This is a genomic window from Pseudomonas alvandae, assembly GCF_019141525.1.
In the GTDB taxonomy this organism is placed as follows: domain Bacteria; phylum Pseudomonadota; class Gammaproteobacteria; order Pseudomonadales; family Pseudomonadaceae; genus Aquipseudomonas; species Aquipseudomonas alvandae.
The window spans coordinates 1,102,646-1,120,843 of the sequence record NZ_CP077080.1; the positions used below are offsets into that span (position 1 = coordinate 1,102,646).

The 18,198-nt window shown below is 58.4% G+C and carries 11 protein-coding genes and 1 pseudogene; 9 read left to right on the forward strand and 3 right to left on the reverse strand.

Translation table 11 applies throughout. The annotated features are described in order from the left end of the window. Nucleotide 1: 1 nt before the first annotated feature. The gene (locus KSS97_RS04830; RefSeq protein ID WP_217861216.1) at nt 2–1,468 is read left to right on the forward strand and encodes an N-acyl-D-amino-acid deacylase family protein; all 1,467 of its coding nucleotides are present in this window, start codon (nt 2–4) and stop codon (nt 1,466–1,468) included. Between the two features lie 141 nt (nt 1,469–1,609). Further along, nucleotides 1,610–1,978: a glyoxalase superfamily protein gene (locus tag KSS97_RS04835; protein WP_030139730.1), complete on the forward strand. Its 369-nt coding sequence runs from the start codon at nt 1,610–1,612 to the stop codon at nt 1,976–1,978. A 69-nt stretch (nt 1,979–2,047) separates the two neighbouring features. Here KSS97_RS04835 and KSS97_RS28680 read toward each other — a convergent pair whose 3' ends face one another. Both KSS97_RS28680 and KSS97_RS28685 read right to left on the reverse strand, forming a co-directional pair. Beyond that, nucleotides 2,048–2,911, reverse strand: coding sequence for a methyl-accepting chemotaxis protein (locus KSS97_RS28680; RefSeq protein WP_375154603.1), 864 nt, complete (start codon nt 2,909–2,911; stop codon nt 2,048–2,050). Nucleotides 2,912–2,953: 42 nt separating this feature from the next. Beyond that, nucleotides 2,954–4,075, reverse strand: a pseudogene (locus tag KSS97_RS28685) (methyl-accepting chemotaxis protein); the annotation flags it as partial. 151 nt (nt 4,076–4,226) lie between these two features. On the opposite strand from KSS97_RS28685, the gene pmrG reads away from it, so the two are divergent. From pmrG to KSS97_RS04865, 5 genes are all read left to right on the forward strand, one after another. Beyond that, complete coding sequence (gene pmrG / locus KSS97_RS04845; protein WP_030139732.1) at nt 4,227–4,898, forward strand: lipopolysaccharide core heptose(II)-phosphate phosphatase PmrG; 672 nt, start codon at nt 4,227–4,229, stop codon at nt 4,896–4,898. Between the two features lie 24 nt (nt 4,899–4,922). Continuing rightward, a complete protein-coding gene (locus KSS97_RS04850; RefSeq protein WP_030139733.1) occupies nt 4,923–5,771 on the forward strand; it encodes a phosphatase PAP2 family protein in 849 nt (282 codons plus the stop codon). Between the two features lie 318 nt (nt 5,772–6,089). Further along, nucleotides 6,090–7,796 (forward strand): ShlB/FhaC/HecB family hemolysin secretion/activation protein, encoded by a 1,707-nt coding sequence (locus tag KSS97_RS04855; protein ID WP_217861217.1) that lies wholly within the window; start codon nt 6,090–6,092, stop codon nt 7,794–7,796. Nucleotides 7,797–7,818: 22 nt separating this feature from the next. Continuing rightward, nucleotides 7,819–15,501, forward strand: a complete 7,683-nt coding sequence (locus KSS97_RS04860; RefSeq protein ID WP_225936090.1) for a two-partner secretion domain-containing protein — start codon at nt 7,819–7,821, stop codon at nt 15,499–15,501. Between the two features lie 10 nt (nt 15,502–15,511). After that, the gene (locus KSS97_RS04865; RefSeq protein ID WP_217861218.1) at nt 15,512–15,958 is read left to right on the forward strand and encodes a hypothetical protein; all 447 of its coding nucleotides are present in this window, start codon (nt 15,512–15,514) and stop codon (nt 15,956–15,958) included. A gap of 265 nt (nt 15,959–16,223) precedes the next feature. Here KSS97_RS04865 and KSS97_RS04870 read toward each other — a convergent pair whose 3' ends face one another. Beyond that, nucleotides 16,224–16,466, reverse strand: a complete 243-nt coding sequence (locus tag KSS97_RS04870) for a hypothetical protein (RefSeq protein ID WP_217861219.1) — start codon at nt 16,464–16,466, stop codon at nt 16,224–16,226. 148 nt (nt 16,467–16,614) lie between these two features. Here KSS97_RS04870 and KSS97_RS04875 point away from each other — a divergent pair, with 148 nt between their 5' ends. After that, nucleotides 16,615–17,430 (forward strand): hypothetical protein, encoded by an 816-nt coding sequence (locus KSS97_RS04875; RefSeq protein WP_217861220.1) that lies wholly within the window; start codon nt 16,615–16,617, stop codon nt 17,428–17,430. A gap of 253 nt (nt 17,431–17,683) precedes the next feature. Further along, nucleotides 17,684–18,013, forward strand: coding sequence for an SMI1/KNR4 family protein (locus KSS97_RS04880; RefSeq protein WP_225936091.1), 330 nt, complete (start codon nt 17,684–17,686; stop codon nt 18,011–18,013). Nucleotides 18,014–18,198 lie beyond the last annotated feature (185 nt).

Here is an 18,198-nt window from a genome sequence, read left to right on the forward strand (position 1 = left end):
GATGCTGTACGACACACTTATCCGCAATGCGCTGATCATCGATGGCAGCAACACCCCCGGCTACCGCGCCGACGTAGCGATCCACGGCGGTCGCATCGAGCGCATTGGTGAGTTGCGCGAAACTCGCGCGCGGGAAGAAATCGACGCCGCCGGCCGCGTGCTGGCGCCGGGCTTCATCGATGTGCACACCCACGATGACACGGTGGTCATCCGCCAACCGCAAATGCTGCCCAAGCTCAGCCAGGGCGTGACCACGGTGATCGTTGGCAATTGCGGCATCAGCGCATCCCCTGTCAGCCTTCGGGGTGATCCGCCGGACCCGATGAACCTGCTCGGCCCGGCCCGGGCATTTGCTTACCCACGCTTTGCCGATTATCGCGGTGCGGTAGAAGCGGCGACACCGGCCGTCAATGTGGCCGCGTTGGTCGGTCATACGGCGTTGCGTAGCAATCACATGGATGATTTGTTGCGCACAGCCTCGGTAGGAGAAATCACTGCCATGCGCCGGCAACTGCGCGAAAGCCTGGAGGACGGTGCGCTGGGCCTGTCCACCGGCCTGGCTTACGCCAACGCCTTCTGCGCAGCCACTGATGAAGTCATGCAACTGAGCGAGGAGTTGGCAGCGTTCGGTGCTGTCTACGCCACCCATCTGCGCAGCGAATTCGAACCGGTGCTCGAAGCCATGGACGAGGCTTTCCAGATTGGTCGACATGCGCAGAGCCCGGTGATCATTTCCCACCTCAAATGTGCTGGCGCCGGTAATTGGGGGCGTAGTCCACAGGTGCTCGCCGCGTTGGAAAGCGCGGCTCAAAACCACCCTGTCGGTTGCGATTGTTATCCCTACGCCGCGAGTTCTTCGACCCTGGACCTCAAGCAAGTGACCGATGCCCATCGCATCACCATTACCTGGTCGACGCCGCATCCGCACATGGGCGGTCGAGACCTGACGGACATCGCGGCTGAATGGGACGTGTCGCTCCTCGAAGCTGCACGTCGCCTACAGCCAGCGGGTGCGGTGTACTACGGCATGGACGAAAGCGACGTAAGACGAATCCTCGCGCACCCATTATCGATGGTTGGCTCCGACGGCCTACCCGAAGACCCTTTTCCCCACCCTCGTCTGTGGGGCGCTTTTCCGAGGGTGCTGGGCCATTTCAGCCGAGACATCGGGCTTTTTCCTTTGCACACCGCCGTGCACAAAATGACCGGCCTTTCAGCGGCGCGCTTCGGCCTGAAGGCGCGAGGTGAAATCCGTGAAGGGCACTGGGCGGACCTGGTGTTGTTCAATCCACAAACCGTTCGCGACGTTGCTGATTTCAACACGCCACAACGGGCTGCCGAGGGCATCGATGGGGTGTGGGTCAATGGCGTCCTGAGTTATCGCGAGGGACAAGCGAACGGCAAAAGAGAAGGGCGTTTCCTGGCGCGTGAAGGCGATCTGCGCCGGGGTTTTCAATGTGTTCAGTAGCGTTTGAAGGCATGTAGGTGCTTGGGATTGCTTTAATTGGCGCCACAATAATGGCACTGCGACACTAAAGAACCTGAATTAAAAGCCGAAGCAGTGGGTTCAACCCATCTAGACTGGGTCTTTTCAGCCAGGGAGCAACCCATGAGCTTCGGTAAAATCACTCCAATCCTGCGGATCTTCGATGAAGCCAAGGCGTTGGCGTTCTATGTCGACTTCCTGGGCTTTACCGTCGACTGGCAACACCGCTTCGGTGACAACTTCCCGCTTTATCTGCAAGTCTCCCGTGGTGATTGCGTATTGCACCTGTCCGAGCATCACGGTGATTGCACGCCGGGCTCGGCGCTGCGAATCGAGACCGACGAGCTGGAAGCCTTCCAGCAGCAATTGCTCGCCAAGCAATACCGCTACGCCCACCCACAAATCCAGGCCATGCCCTGGGGTAGCCAGGACATGGCGATCAGTGATCCGTTTGGGAATCGGTTGGTGTTTACCAATGCGATCAGTGTGTGACAGGCGCAAGAATGCTGCTGCATGGGCTGTTTGCCCGCCTCCAGAAAAGAAGCGGGCAAACGCGTTTCGTCAAACCCTGAAGTGGCTGACCATCTGCTGCAATTGACCACCCAACCGCGCCAGTTCAACGCTGGACGCCGCGGTTTCATCGCTGGCGGCGGCGGTCTGTTCGGACACGTCGCGCACGTTGATGATGCTGCGGCTGATCTCCTCGGCCACGGCGCTTTGCTGTTCGGCGGCCGCGGCGATCTGCTGGTTCATCGACTGGATGTTCGACACCGTGCGGGTGATGTTTTCCAGTGACACACCGGCCTTGCGGGTCAGGGCCACGCTGCTGTCGGTGAGGTTGCGGCTGTTGTTCATCACGGCGGCCACTTGCTGGGTGCCGTTCTGCAGGCCGGCCACCAAGCCTTCGATTTCCTCGGTGGATTTCTGCGTACGCTGGGCCAGGCCGCGGACTTCATCGGCGACCACCGCGAAGCCACGTCCGGCTTCACCGGCGCGGGCGGCTTCGATGGCGGCGTTGAGTGCCAGCAGGTTGGTCTGTTCGGCCACGGCCTTGATCACGTCCATCACTGCACCGATCTTGTCGCTTTCCTGTTGCAGCACGCTCATGGCGTCAGTGGAACGCACCACTTCGCTGGCCAGGCGTTCGATCTGGGCGATGGCTTCGTTGACCACTTGATCACCGGCCCGCGCTTCGCCGTCGGCGGCGGCTGCTGCTTGGGAGGCTTCTTCGGCATTGCGCGCCACTTCCTGGACCGTGGCGGTCATCTCATGCATGGCGGTCGCGACCTGGTCGGTCTCGACTTTCTGGCTGTTGACCCCGGCGCTGGTCTGCTCGGTGACCGCCGACAGTTCTTCGGCGGCGCTGGCGATCTGGGTCACGCCGTCGCGGATGCCACTGATCAGGTCGCGCAGGGTCACGCCCATGCGGGCGATGCCCTGTTGCAGCACGCCAAGTTCATCGCGACGGGTGACGATGACGTTTTGCGACAGGTCGCCACCGGCGATGCGTTCGACCACGGCGAGGGTTTCACGCAGCGGGCGGGTGATCTGGCGGGTGATGACCACGGCCGCGATGATGCCCACCAACAAAGCCAACAACGTGCTGACCAATTGCAGCGTGCGGGCCTGGGCGCTTTCAGCGTCGCGACGGTCGAGCTGGATCTGGTACAGCTGCTCGCTCAGGGAAACGATGGTCGCGCCCTGGTCGGTCATTTCCTTGCGCGCCTGCGCCACATCGGCCATGGCCATCTTGAAGGCCTGCACGGCGCTGCGGTATTGGGTCAGGGTCGTTTCCAGCTGACGCAGTTCATCCTGCCGAGCGTTGGCGAAATGTTCGTTGAGCGGCTTGAGCGAAGCGATGGCGGCGTCGAGTTGGGCGAAGGCCTTGCGTTCGGTATCGGCATTGCTGTTGGCGGTGTAGCCGCGGACTTCATAGCGGGCCAGCATGAATGCCTGCTTGGCCTGGGTGATGGCCTGGAATTGCGCAAAGCGCTCGTCGCTGAGGGCCATCTGCTTTACGTCGGAATCGATGCTTTCGATCAGCTTGTAGGCCGTCTCGGCGTTCGCGCCCATGACGTCCCGGGCACTGTTGCCGGTGCGGTAGGCACTGCGCATTTTGTTCAGCGATGTCTGGTAGGCGCTGATGGTCGCGCTCTGCTCCTTGAGCAGCTTGACGTTCTCGGGGCTCTTGAAGCTGCTGAGCAACGCGTTTTGTTGCGCCACGAAACCATCGAGGGTGGTTTGCACATTCTGTGCGGCGGTCTCGTCACCGTTGGTCAGCATGTATTGCAGGCGAGTGACCCGCAGTTTGGTCAGGCCAGCGTTGAGCTGGGTGATGTCGCTCATCCAATTGCTGCGGTCGATCAAACCGCCCAGGCTGGTCCAACTGGTCAGGGCCAGGACGCAAGTCAGTACCAGCACCAGGCCAAAGCCCAGGCCCAATTTCATATTGACGCTAATGTTGCCAAACCAGCTATTCATCAAATTCCTCCAGGAACGTTGCGCTGCTTGATCATCGGTTGGCTGGAAGATTGTTGTTTTTAAGAGCCAGCAAAAACGTGTAACAGGGCTGTATCGGCGGCCACCCATGAATCTGAAAATTTTTTTTGTATAGGCAATCCCGGGTTGTCGCCGAGCGCGCCAAGCTTTTTTTCACATTGGTTTCACTGCCTGCCTACGTCTACGTCTTTACCGTCTCGCCAACGAAATGACTGGTTGGGTGCCGTCGGGGCGGCTTGATGTGGAACTGAGACTGAGCCTTTTTGGCGTGACGCGCTCGATTGATACGAGCTGGCTTGTCCGCTATCGAAACGCGGCGGTGATCCTGGCTTCGGCAATGCTGGTGATTCCGCTGACCCTTTGGCTGCTGGGGCCGGCAGCGGTGCCGGATCTGGCCCATGGCAATATTGTTGGCGCCCGGGCGCTGGCTGATGGCTGGGCCAAGGGGGAGATGATCGTGCTGGTGCGCCACGTCGAACGATGTGATCACTCCAAGGCCGTGTGCCTGGGGGATCCTTCGGGAATCACCGACCGTGCCCGCGCCGTTGCAGTGGGCCTCGGCGCGCGGTACGAGCAACTCGGCCTGGAGAATGCGGACATTTATAACAGTCCGCTGGTTCGAGCGACCCAGACGGCTGGGTACATGTTCAACAAGGTGAGCACCGGCGACGATTGGCTGAGCCATTGCCGCCATGACCTGCTGCGCAATGCCCTGGTCCACAAGGTGCCTGGGCGCAACCTGATCCTGGTCACTCACAGCGAATGCATGCAGGCGATGGAAACCGAGCTGCGGCGACCTGTTTCGGCGTTTGGCTATGGCGCTTCGTTGTTTGTATCCGTCGCCCAGCCACAAGCTCCTCGGCTGCTGGGTTTTATCGAGGCGTCCGACTGGCGCTCAATGAAGTTTCAGTAACCTTTCCCACGATTAGGACCGCTCATGCTGACGTCTGCTCGCGTTCGTTTTTACCGGCTCAACCTCGGAATACCCCTGGTCTGTGCGGCGGTGGTGTTCCTGCTGTTCGACATGACCCGCATCGACATCGCCTTCAGCGATCTTTTCTACGACCCGCTGCACCAAGTCTTTCCGCTGGGGCATGTACGGCTGTTCGAACAAATCACCCATAAGTGGGCCAGGGTCATTCCGAACTGGACTGGCGAGGCGGCCATTATCGGGGCGCTGTTGTCGTTCGTCTGGCCGCTGTTCCGGCCGGAAAAGCGCCCAGGGCTGCTTCGTGTCCTGGATAAGATCCGGCTGACCAAACCGCTATGGTTTGCCCACAGGCACCGTCGCGATTTTCTCTATGTTGTCTTCGCCTTTTCCCTCAGCACAGGCGTCATCCATTACCTCAAGGGCCACACCAGCGTTTACTGCCCGGTGGAAACCACCCAATACGCGGGGAAGATCGAGCACAAGGAGTGGTTCCAGAATTTCGATTTACTGAAAGTCGCGGGGGACGGTCGTTGCTGGCCCGGTGGCCATGCTTCCGGTGGTTTCACGATGCTGGCGCTGTACTTCGTTGCCCGGCGCTATCGCTGGCGTCACTCCAAAGCCCTGATGTACGGCGCGCTGGCCTTGGGATTTGTCTACGGCACGACGCGAGTCCTACAGGGTTGGCACTACATGTCCCACACGTTCTGGGCGGGAATCTTCGTCTGGTTGAGCTGTTGGCTGATGGCAATGTTTTTTTACGGGCGCGCAGTCTTGGAACAACCCTTGTTGAAGACCGCGTCGCCCAAGGTCAAACCTAGCTTGACCGTGCTGGGCGATGCGCAGCCTGCTCCATGAATCGCGGGCAAAAAAAAGCCCGCGGGAGAGCGGGCTAAAACCTTAGTTTCTTGAATGAGCGAGGGGACTGTACCGGATCGCGTTAACCCATGGGGTGAAGAAAAGTTCATGCGGGCTCAGCTTGATGCGTTCCTGATAGAGCTTTGTCAACGAGGTGATTTCGGACGTGTCCTGTGAGACAAGTCTCTTTTTTGAATAGAAAAATGCCCGCTCTCTGAACCGAAGGCGATAAGCAAGGTCTGGTATGCGCGAAGCAGGTCGATTTCGATTTGGCCTGCGCCGCAATCTTGCTGTCGCTTTCGTATCGAGGGATCGAACATGTCCGTGTCTGCCTTAAGGACGAGGCTTGTCGTCGCGTCGCTGTGTTTTTTTGCGATGGACCTTGCCATGGCCGCGCCAACCCCCGGCGACACGGACCTGATCCGCGAACGTCAGAATCGCTTGCTCGAAGAGCAGCGCCGACGCCTCGAAGAACTCAAGGACCTGCCAGGCAAAGAAGCAAGGCCGGTCCAGCCGACAAAACCCGCCGATACCCGTTGTTTCCCCATCAAGACCATCGAGCTCAAGGGCGCCGACGCCTTGTCCGAACGCGAGCGCCAACGCTTGCTCGAGCCCTATCTCAACCAATGCCTGGGCGTGCCGCAGCTTAACGAGTTGCTCAAGACCATTACCGATGCGTACCTGGAAAAGGGCCTGGTCACGAGCCGTGCCTATTTGCCGCAACAGGATTTGTCCAGCGGTCACCTGCAAGTGTTGGTGGTCGAGGGGCGACTTGAAGGCCTGAAGGGCGCCGAGGACAGCGGACTCTCCAAGCGGGAGCTGGCGATGAGCTTTCCCGGCAAGCCGGGCGATCTGCTCAATCTGCGGGAGATCGAGCAAATGGTCGATCAACTGAACCGTCTGCCATCCAACAGTGCCCGCATGGAGCTGACGCCGGGGCAGAACATCGGCGGCAGTGAAGTGCTGGTCCAGAACACCCCACAGAAACCTTGGCGCGCCGGCCTGTCACGGCATAACGACGGGCAGAAGAGCACGGGCGAGCAGCAGTGGGGAGCCTCCCTGGACTGGGACAGTCCTTTGGGCTTGGCCGATCAGCTAGCCTTGCGCGGTGGTCACGATGCCATAAGCGACCATCAGAAAACTTCACGCAACGCCATGCTCTATTACAACCTGCCCTTTGGTTGGTGGAACCTGAGCTACACCTACAGCCAAAGCGAGTACCGCGCGCTGGGCCAGGCCAACGGATTCAACTTCAAGCAGAGCGGCGACAGCCAGAACCATCAGGTGCTCCTGGAGCGGGTGGTGCACCGTGACGCGGTGAGCAAAACCTCCCTGAACACGGGCCTGGCGTACCTGCGCACCAACAATTTCATCGAAGACAGCAAGCTCGCCGAGAGCAGCAATCGCATCAGCGAGGCGCAGTTCGGCATCAACCATGGGCGACGGATCGGCAATGCCTTCGTCAACCTCGACCTTGGCATGCAACAAGGTATCGGCGCCCTCGATGCCCAAGGCGATCACGAGCCGGGGCCTGGGCTGCCGGATGCACGCTATCGCAAATACACCGCCACCCTCAGCTATCTGCAAGCCTTCCAAGTGTGGGGCGAGTCCTTCAGCTTCAGCAGCCTGATGACCGGCCAGCGCAGCGAAGACGCGTTGTTCAGCCCGCAGCGCATGAGCCTCGGCGGGTTGTCTTCGATTCGCGGCTACAAGGACCAGACGCTGGCCGGCGACAGCGGTGGCTACTGGCGCAACGACCTGCGCTGGAGCCGCCCGGTGACGCTGCAATGGCTGCGCCCGGTGTTCGCCGAGTACGGCACCAGCCTTGGTTACGACCAAGGCGTGATTCGCGGCGATCGCTACAACGGTAGCGAGCATGGGCGCATGTCGAGCAACTCCCTGGAGTTGTTCGCCCGCGGTGAACACCTGAGCGCCAGCGTCACTTTCGCCCATTCCCTGGAACGTCCAGACGCCCTGACCGAGCGCGAAGCGCCGATCTACTTCCGCCTCGACCTATCCATCTAATTCGCTGCAACGAGACCCGATCATGGACGACCGCCAATACGCCTTCCTGGCCCGCCAGCCCGGTGCTGCCCTGAAAACCCGTGATGCCTTCTGGGGCATGCCCAAGCGTGGCCTGGCGTTCCTGCTCGCCAACGTCATGTTCTGGCAACCGCTGTGGGCCCAGGCCGACGGCATCGTCGTCAGCGCGCCGGGCACCAGTCTTGGCAAGGCGGGCAACGGCGTGCCCATCGTCAACATCGCCAAGCCCAACGGCAGCGGCCTGTCCCACAACAAATTCAGCGACTACAACGTTGGAAAAAACGGCGTCATCCTCAACAACGCCACCAACCCCGCCCAACCCACGCAACTGGGCGGGATCATCCTCGGCAACCCGAACCTCAAGGGCACGGCGGCCAAAGTCATTCTCAACGAGGTCAACGGCGGCAACCCCAGCCAGTTGCGCGGCTACACCGAAGTGGCGGGACAGTCGGCCCATGTCATCGTCGCGAACCCGTATGGCATCACCTGTAACGGCTGCGGCTTCATCAATACGCCAAAAGCGACCCTGACCACGGGCAAGCCGATCATCGAAAACGGCCAGTTGAGCCGCTATCAAGTGGATCAGGGCAGCGTGGCCATTGAAGGCGCGGGCCTCAACGCGAACAACGTCGACCGTTTCGAAATCATCACCCGCAGCGCCAAGATCAACGCCGAGATCCAGGCCAAGAACCTGACGATCGTGGCCGGACGCAATGACGTCAACGCCAACACGCTGAACGCCACGGCCCGTGCAGACGACGGCAGCGCCAAACCCGAACTGGCGATCGACTCCTCGGCGTTGGGCGGCATGTACGCCGGCGCGATCAAGCTGGTGGGCACCGAAGCGGGTGTCGGGGTGAAGCTGGATGGCAAGATGGTTGCCAGTGGCGGGGATATCCAGCTCGATGCGAATGGGCATTTGAGTCTGGCGCAGACAGCGGCTGCCGGCGCCATCGACATCGAGGCCAAGAGCCTGGAGACCCGTGGCCAGGTGTATGCCGGTAGCCGGCTCGAAGTCAAAACCCAGGGTGACCTGACCAGCCAGCAGAACCTGGTGGCGCGCGACAGCATTCACCTGGACAGCGGCGGCACGCTGACCAACAACGGCATTATCGAGGCCGGGGTCAACGCCGATAACAGCCGCAATACCACGGGGGATGTCACCCTCACCGCCAAGCAGTTGAACAACGCTGGCAAAACCGTCATCGCCAGTCGCGACCTGAATGTCACGTCCACCGCTGCGCTGAATAACCAGGGCGGCACGCTCAGTGGGCAGGGCAAGACCACCGTCACCGGCAACGTTGTGGATAACCGCAATAAAGGCCGGATCCTGGGTAACACCGAACTGCACCTGAGCGCCGATCAAGTCCTCAACAGCCAGGGCGGCCTGATCAATAGCCAGGGCCTGCTGACGGCCAGCCTGGGCCATTTGGAAAACAATGCAGGTGAACTGTCGAGCCTGAACAGCGCGACCCTGGTCCTCGGCAGCCTGGACAACCTGACCGGCCTGGTCATGGCCGGCAAGAACCTCGACATCACTAACACCGGCGCGATCAACAACCGGGGCGGCGAGCTATCCAGCCAAGGCGTCATGACCGTGCGCACCGCCAGCCTGGACAACAGCAACAAAGGCACCGTGGCCGCCAATGGCAAGTTGCTGGTCAGCGCCACCGGCGCGGTCAACAACGCCGAAAAAGGCCTGCTCGCTAGCCGTGCTGCCGAGGTCGAGTTCGATGCTGCCAGTCTGAATAACGCCAAGGGCACGCTGCAAGGCGAGGGCCTGGTCACCGTGGATGTATCCGGCGACATCGATAACCAGGGCGGCAGCATCATCGCCAAGGACGCCAAGCTGAGTGTCTTTGCCACCAACCTGGACAACCGTGGCGGCGTGCTGTCCAGCGTCAAGGCCGCGCTGGAAGCACGCACCACCGGCGTGCTGAAAAACGGCTACGACGTGAACCGCCGGGGCGGCACGATCCAGGCCCAAGGACTCAGCATCCAAGCCTTGGCTGGGCTGTTCAACGACGGCGGACGCATCGCTGCGCAAGCCGGCGATGTCGTGGTCACCAACGCAGCGGCGGATATCAACAATCGCAACGGCGGGATATACGCCACGGGCAAGGTCTGGGTCACTGGCCGGGGCATGGACAACAGCGGCGACGGGCAGGTCAGCGCCAGTCGCATCGACTTTGACCTTTCGGGGGCGCTGAACAACAACGCCGGCATTATTGAAAGCCAGGACAGCCTGGACATTCTGGCCGCCAGTTTGAGCAACCAGAAAGGCCAACTGCGCACCCTGGGCCAGAACAGCACCACGGCATTCAAAATCGGGGGGCTGTTCGATAACAGCGACGGCACCCTCGAAACCGCCAGTAATGATGTGGGCTTCATCACCGGCAGCGTCCAGAACGTGGGTGGCAAGCTGCTGCACACCGGCCTGGGACTGTTTGGTATCAGCCAGGCCAACCTGGGCCAGGCGGGTGGGCAACTGGTGACCTACGGTAACCTGACGGTGACGGCTGACCGCTGGACCAACAGCACCGCGATCCAGGCCGGCCATCTGGTGGTTCATGTCGATCAGCTGACCCAGACGGCCACCGGCCAGTTGCTCAGCGCCAATAGCATGGAAGGCCGTGGCAGCAACTGGCGCGTGGACGGCCTGATCGGCAGCGACGGGGCGATCGATCTGCAGCTGACCGGTGCCTATACAGGCAATGGCCGCTTGAGCAGTCTCGGCACCTTGGGCCTCAAGGCGGCACTGATCAACCTGGAGCAAAACGGCAGTATCGCGGGCGGCGGCAACACAACCGTCGTGGTCGATGGCGTCCTCAACAGCTACGGTCGCCTGACCTCGGCGGCGGATATGAGCGTCACGGCCGCCACGCTCAACAACTACGGCACGCTGGGCAGTGCCGGCGCGCTCGGCGTATCCACCGGCGACTTGCTCAACGAACATGGATTGATCTTCAGCGGCGGCAATACCAGCCTGCGCGTCAACAGCCTGACCAACCGCTATGCCGACATCTACAGCCTGGGTGATCTGAGCATCGATCGCGACGGCCTCGGCACCCGTGCCAGCCGCATCCTCAACAGCTCCGGCACGCTGCAAAGCGACGGCAACATGCGCCTGGCGGCCAGCACGATCGACAACATCCGCGAGGTCTTGACCACCCACGATGCAGGCATCTACACCGCCTCGATCAGGGAAGTGACATGCATCGAAGGGTACAACGCCGGGGATTGCAGCGGTGGCAAGGAAAACCACGTCTGGCAGATCGTCCAGCGCGACAAGTTCGAAGTCACCGCGGCCAGCGCCGCCTCCAGCATCACCACCGGCGGCAACCTGAATATCCAGGGCGACACCCTGACCAACCGGAGCAGCAGCATCGGCGTCGGCGGCGCATTGACCGCCAACCTCGTCAGCCTGGACAACATCGGCATCGAGACCGGCGAAATCGAAACCTCGCGCACCTTCAGGTCCGAGCGCACGCGCCACCCGAGTGGCTGGCGCGCCGCTGCCAACGACTTTACCAACAAATACTGGTTGCAGAGCCCGGGCTACAACGCCAACGACCTGGGCGGCCTTGAAGCAGCGATGAGCCGCTTCATCGGCATGACCGAACGTGAGCTACCGCAGTTCCACACTCAAACAACCACCACCGATAACCAGACCTATGCCGCGATTATCCAGGCCGGTGGCGCCGTCGACATTCCTACCCAGGGCGACCTCAACAGCGGCGTCGTGCGTGGCGGCTACAACTACGTCGGCGCCGGCCCGCGTACCGACACCCAGGCCGACAACGCCTTCTCGACCCGCATCAGCGTCAATCGGCAACTCCCGCCGAGCCTGACCCAGCAGCAGGTCGATCCACTGGCCCTGCCGGGCTTCGACTTGCCCACCGGGCAAAACGGCCTGTTCCGCATGGGCGGCGACGGCGCCACCACGCCAACCCAAGGCACGGGGCTGACGCAAGTGCGTGGCCTGCCGGATCGCTCGTTCCAGGCCAACCCGCAAAAATACCTGATCGAGACCAACCCGGCGTTGACCGACATGCGTCGCTTCATGAGCTCGGATTACCTGCTGTCGAATCTGGGCTACGACCCGGACACCGCCGCCAAGCGCCTGGGCGATGGGTTCTACGAACAACGCCTGATCCAGCAAGCCGTGATCGCCCGAACCGGCCAGCGCTTCCTCGACGGCCAGACCTCCGACGACGGCATGTTCAAGTACCTGATGAACAACGCCATCGCCAGCAAGGACGCTCTCAACCTGTCCCTGGGCGTGAGCCTGACCGCCGAACAGGTTGCGGCCCTGACCCATGACATCGTCTGGATGGAAACTCGGACGGTGAATAACGAGCAGGTGCTGGTGCCGGTGCTGTATCTGGCCCAGGTCAATCATCGTCTGGCGGCGAATGGGGCGTTGATCCAAGGCTCGGACGTCAGCCTGATTGCTGGCAAGAACCTGAACAATGCGGGCACCTTGCGTGCGTCCAGCAATTTGAGGGCGACGGCGGGCGACAGCTTGGTCAACAGTGGGTTGATGGAAGCGGGTGGTCGGCTGGATGCGTTGGCGGGTAATAACCTGACTAACAGGGCGGGTGGGGTTATTGCTGGGCGGGATGTCAGTGTTGTTGCTCTGACTGGCGACGTGACTAACGAGCGTACCGTTACCACTCACGAAAGCAGCAGCGGCTACCGCACCGAACGCACCGACTTCATCGACAGCGCCGCCCGCATCGAAGCGGGAAACAACCTGGGCGTCAGTGCCGGGCGTGACATTAACAACGTCGGCGGTGTGCTGAAAAGCGGAGCCGACACCACGCTCAATGCCTCGCGCGATGTCAATCTCGTTGCCGCCGAACGTATCACCAGCGGCACTCGCGGTCGGCATCGTGACCAGGACATCAAACAATACGGCTCCAGCCTCGACAGCGGCCGCGACCTGAGCGCCAATGCCGGCCGCAACCTCACCGTCGTCGCCAGCCAGATCGATGCCAAGCGTGACGTCACTCTCGCCGCCAAAGAAAACCTGACCCTCGCCTCGGCAGCGGATGAGCAGCACTCCTACGACAAGTCCAAGAAGGTCACCAGCCAAGAGGATCATGTCATCCAAATGGCTTCGACGGTCAAGGCGGGACGCAACGTTGCCTTGAGCGCGGGGCAGGACCTGGCGCTGATTTCCAGCAAGGTCAACGCTGCAAACGAGGCCTATTTCGTGGCGGGCGGCAGGCTTGAGCTGCTGGCTGCGCAAAACAGCCACTATTCGCTGTACGACATGAAGAAGAAAGGGGGCTGGGGAAGCAAGAAGACTCAGCGGGATGAGGTGACCAAGGTTACGCATGTGGGCAGCCAGATCATCACGGGCGGTGACCTGGTATTGCTCAGCGGGAGCGACCAGCGTTATCAGGCGGCCAAGCTGAGCAGCGGCAATGACCTGACGTTACAGAGCGGCGGTTCGATTACCTTCGAGGGCGTCAAGGATCTGAGCCAGGAAAGCCATACAAAGAGCGATTCAAGTCTGGCTTGGAACTCGATGAAGGGGAAAGGCCATACCGACGAAACCTTGATTCAGAGCCAATTGCAAGCTCAGGGGAACGTGGCCATCAAAGCGGCCGATGGCTTGAACATCGATATCAAGCATATCAACGAGAAAACAGTCAGCCAGACCATCGATGTCATGGTCAAGGCTGACCCCAAGTTGGCGTGGCTCAAGGAGGCCGAGCAGCGAGGGGATGTGGATTGGCGGTTGATCAAGGAAACTCACGAGTCGTTTAAGTACAGCCACTCGAGCCTGGGGCAGGGCGCGATGTTGGCAATCATTATCATCGTTACCGTGCTGACGGCGGGTACTGCAACCGCCGCTACAGTCGGCGCCGGTGCTGGCAGCGCCGCTGCTGGGGCGGCAACTGCCGCAGGTGCTTCAGCTGCCACGGCTGCGACCGTAGGCGCTGCTGCATCGGCCGCCGCCACGGCGAGTTTTTCGGCAGCAGTTGCGCAAACGGCGGTCAGTACGATCAACAACAAGGGTGACCTGGGGGCGACCTTCAAGGACGTCTTTTCGTCAGATAACCTGAAAAACTACGTAATCGCCGGGATCACGGCCGGTTTTGCCAAGGGCGTCATCGACCCCGCACTCGGCGGCAATACAGTGCCGTTCAACAACCTCACCAAGGGTTTTGATTTAAATACGCTTCAAGGAGTGGGTGGTTTTGCGCTGCACGCCGGGGCTCAGGGTGTTGCGGGAGGCATCATCAAAACCGCTATCAATGGAGGTAGCCTCGGTCAGAACCTCCGTGATGGGCTGGTCTATCAGGCAAGTACCGTCGCAGCGGCGACAACGTTCAATTTTGTCGGTGGTTATGCACAGGACCATTGGCAAACCGCGAAGAATGCAGGCGATACCACAGGCATGGCCATGTGGGCCGAAGGGGGCGTCGCTCGTACTGCCATGCATGCATTGGCGGGAGGAGCGATTTCCAGCGCTACCGGCGGCGACTTCAAGACCGGGGCCATCGCGGCGGGTGCCAGCCAGGCCATGGCTGGAGAACTCAATGCCATTTTCGATACACAGCCTGATTTGCGACAAGCGGTTTCTCAGATCGTCGGTTTGACGGCAGCCGGTCTTGCTGGCGGCGATGTCGAGAAAGCCTCTTGGGTCGCATTGATGGCTGACGAATACAATCGCCAGCTTCACCAGAAAGAGACCGTTGCACTTGAGAAACTACAAAAGGAAACACCTGAAAAATCCTATGAACTGAAAGCGGCTGCGTGTGCTCTGGTTCATTGCTCCGCCTCGGTTCCGGTGGACGATCCAAACTACCAGGCGGTCAAAGCGCTTGAGGCGGATGGCAAGGGATTCTCAGGTGCTCAAAGCGCGCTGATTGCGACCGGTGCCTATGACGAATATTCGAAATGGGACCAAGCCAACGATGACTTGCTGCTAAACGACAAGGAGCTCAGACAGTCGTCCCAGGCAAGCCGCGCGGTACTCGGCGCGATAGGGGCAGCGGCAGGGTTCGGCGGCGCGATCCTCTCCACGCCCGCTTGTATCACCGGAGCCGGTTGCGCTATACCTGCGTTCTCCGGTCTGGGCGGCGCCGCGTCGTTTGTCGATGGGTGGCAGGCCACAGGGCAGTTGTTCGCTCCTTACGATTACACGCAAGGAAGCAAGGTACTCGCATCGTTCGACAGCGCGACTTATCCTGGCGACGTAAACCCCCTCCGCGACTATGGAACCGAGGCCGCTAAGGCGGCGATGGAAATCGCGCTGCTCAAGGGGGCTGGGAAGTACCTTGATGGGAGTGGGGCGTCGGTACTGGTTTCGGGGGTTAAAGCAACAGGTCCGATTGTACCTGACGTAATTAGTCCCACTTATCGAGAGCTTCAGGGGTTAAACAAAGGATTTCAAGCGCATCACACCTTGCCTCAATATTTGGGAAAGATGCTTGGGTATACGAAAAATGACATGCTGGATCACCCAGCGACTTTAATTACCCAGTACTCTCATACGGGAAAGGTGAATCCTGATGCAATGCATAAAGCTATCAGTAAATATTTACCTCCCATGGTGGGTGGTAAGCCGGCTACGTATACTTCTGGGCAGATAAGCTCCGGGTTGCAGAAAGCCTATGGCGATATAGGGCGGCCCGAATTGTTTGACTCAATCAAGCATTTGATTAAATAGGTATGCAAGCATGACTGATAAACAAATATATGAATTAACCATTGATGATCTTGCTTGTTCTGGCGTTTGGTACTTCCCTATGGATGAGTCTGCGGAAGATGAGCTGACAGTCCGACCTCTCCTTGACAAGGAGACTTGTAGTGACGCTCAAATAATCGTTCGCGCTAGTTTTGTTGGGCTGGATGGTTCTAGTTATTTAGGCTATCTGTACTGGGATGGTAGTGGAGAGGTTGAGTATTTAAAACCTGTAATTCTTCTTGAGGATGGCTCGTTTGTTACATTTTGGAATGGGATGGTTGAGCCTTCTTGGGCAGACTACTCTGCAAATGCTCAAGCGCTGAGGAGCAGACTCCCTTTTTTGTATGTTTCAGATTCTGTTCTCGACCTGCCTAAAATTTCAGGAAAGCTTGAAGGGCTATATTATTTAGATGGGGATTGCATTTCCTGGATAAGTTGATGGTGCAAAAGGGGGAGCAAAAGGAGGGGCAGGTGTTGAGGAGGCGTTTTTCAGGACGGTGACTCCGCTACGGGCCTTCTGAGTACGCAATTAGCTAAGGATACCAAGTCGTACCTTACAGATATTCAAGATTTGAGAGGTAGGCAGTTCACTCCCCAACAACTCGAAATTTTGAAAGCAGATCTTCGGGGAAACGCTTGCTCGCGTCTCTCCAAAGAAGATGTCGAGTTAAACCGAGTTGATTTTGAAAGGAAACTGCCGAAACTCAGAAAGGAATGGGAGCGGGAAAGGGGGCAGATTTATTTAAAGGAAAGGTGAAGGCCATCGCTCTGTTGGTTAAATAAATCTGTCCCCTTTTTTCAGCCAGCAAATACTGGAGGATGCATTCAGTGCCGTTAATAGCCGCTTTGTTAAATCCGCCCGCAATGCCGGACAAGAAATCGCACAAGTTCATCACTGGAATTTTGGCAAAACGGATTTCCCAACACAGATCGTTGACCCACGACACTTGGTGCCCGTACCTTCACGCGAGGCCCACCTTTTGATACACCAGGAAACTAGCGAGACCACCAACATTTGGGTTGGGCCCATCTCACCTTTGCACAGAATAGAAATTCCTGAATGGTCCACTCCTCTGGCGCCAAAACGGTAAGAACATGAACTTTGAAAACGCGCTTAAAGCTCTCAGTCTGTCGGATGCAGTGGTAGCGTGTGCGGCCGGAAGAATCAAGTCACCAATTTGCACTCTAGAGGCGCCTGCTCAATGGTTTGGTTTTCCACCTGCGCTGGTTCCAATCTGGAGTGACGGCTCTCGTCCTACCTATATTGGATATTGGAAGCACTGGTTTGTGGAGCGGGAGCCTTGTTTTGTAAAGATGTTCGTAAGCTCCGATCGCATGACGACTGAGATCGCCAGAACGCCTTCACAATTGTTTGGAGTAATCGCGATGATGGCGATCAGTTTGAATGATGAGGTGACGTTAGATCTTGAACAGTTTGCGGCGAGGGTAGGGCTTGAAAGCTTATCGGAGCTGGATGCGGTCTCTCTGAAAACAGGTGACGACCCAAAGGGGTTTCCCAAGGCAGAGCTGTTTAGAACATTGACCCCTCTTGACTGTAATTCTTATGACGGCAATCCATATATGGGAGACTTTCCCAGTGAGTTTGCCAGGGGGAACTGGTGGGAAACTAGCTGTTCCTTTGAGGTTCTCAATAAGAATATGCGAATACCAGAGAGCGCGAGCTTGCCTGGCTGGTTTGATCCTGTTCAGGTAAGAACGACGCTATTCGAAAGTTTTATGTCGGCGGGTCGCTTGGACTATGCCTGGCTGACATTGAACTCGACTGGCTGGTTAATTGCTGATGCAAGACGGGCGATTATAGAACTGCAAGCTCGCACCTGCGATGAGGTTTTCGGTTGTGTTGCTGCGTCTTGGCTATCGTTTGCTGATGATAGTGCTGGAGGTTATTGAATGTGCTAGTGCTCTGAGAAAGAAAAAAGGGGGCAGTAAGGCGCAAAGGGAGCGGGCTTATTGGGTTTTCTCAGTTTATAAATAAATCTGCCAGCTTTTTGCGCTATGAGCAGAAAATTTATTTGGTAAATAACTATGATGAATTCAATAGAAATAAAAGGCGTCTTATAGACGAAATAACATCCGCTGAGCTTTTTGAGGGGGATTATGGTGACTGTATTTTTAATGTTGATGCCATACTGAGCGGTGTTGAATGGACCGAAAAAGTGTGCCTACTGATTATCTTGAGTTTCTTGAAAATTTTGGATTCGGTGAGCTAGACGCTGCTTTTTACGTTGATGATGGTCCGGAAAAATATTCAACTATATGCGGTCGGGAAGTTGAGGGTTATGAAGGAGTTTATGTAATCGGTGGGAGTTCGAGCGACGTGCTATATGCTTTTGACGCAAAGAATAATTGGCAAGTTGTAGAGGTTAGCTCAGAGCTGGATGGGTTTGAGGTGTTAGCATCGAACTTTTCTGACTTTGTCTTAGAGAAGCTTAAGTGTATAACGTCCATGGTTGAGCGACGCGCGGCACGCTAATGGTTACTTTGTGATCTAATAGGTTGGGACCAACGATACAGCCTCAGTGGAGATGGGACCTTCTGTGCCTCAACTAAAAAAAGGGCAGATTTATTTTGTTAGGTGCAGAGGGGCAGCCCCATTGCTTTTCTTGGTTTATAAATAGATCTGTCCCCTTTTTTGCCTTTTTTTGCAAACATCACCTC

What these genes read in the sequence shown, in the direction of transcription:
- KSS97_RS04830 (WP_217861216.1), top strand. Translation starts at nt 2, where the DNA reads ATGCTGTACGACACACTTATCCGCAATGCGCTGATCATCGATGGCAGC.
- KSS97_RS04835 (WP_030139730.1), top strand. Translation starts at nt 1,610, where the DNA reads ATGAGCTTCGGTAAAATCACTCCAATCCTGCGGATCTTCGATGAAGCC.
- KSS97_RS28680 (WP_375154603.1), bottom strand. Translation starts at nt 2,911, where the DNA reads ATGGGCGTGACCCTGCGCGACCTGATCAGTGGCATCCGCGACGGCGTG.
- KSS97_RS04850 (WP_030139733.1), top strand. Translation starts at nt 4,923, where the DNA reads ATGCTGACGTCTGCTCGCGTTCGTTTTTACCGGCTCAACCTCGGAATA.
- KSS97_RS04855 (WP_217861217.1), top strand. Translation starts at nt 6,090, where the DNA reads ATGTCCGTGTCTGCCTTAAGGACGAGGCTTGTCGTCGCGTCGCTGTGT.
- KSS97_RS04860 (WP_225936090.1), top strand. Translation starts at nt 7,819, where the DNA reads ATGGACGACCGCCAATACGCCTTCCTGGCCCGCCAGCCCGGTGCTGCC.
- KSS97_RS04865 (WP_217861218.1), top strand. Translation starts at nt 15,512, where the DNA reads ATGACTGATAAACAAATATATGAATTAACCATTGATGATCTTGCTTGT.
- KSS97_RS04875 (WP_217861220.1), top strand. Translation starts at nt 16,615, where the DNA reads ATGAACTTTGAAAACGCGCTTAAAGCTCTCAGTCTGTCGGATGCAGTG.
- KSS97_RS04880 (WP_225936091.1), top strand. Translation starts at nt 17,684, where the DNA reads ATGGACCGAAAAAGTGTGCCTACTGATTATCTTGAGTTTCTTGAAAAT.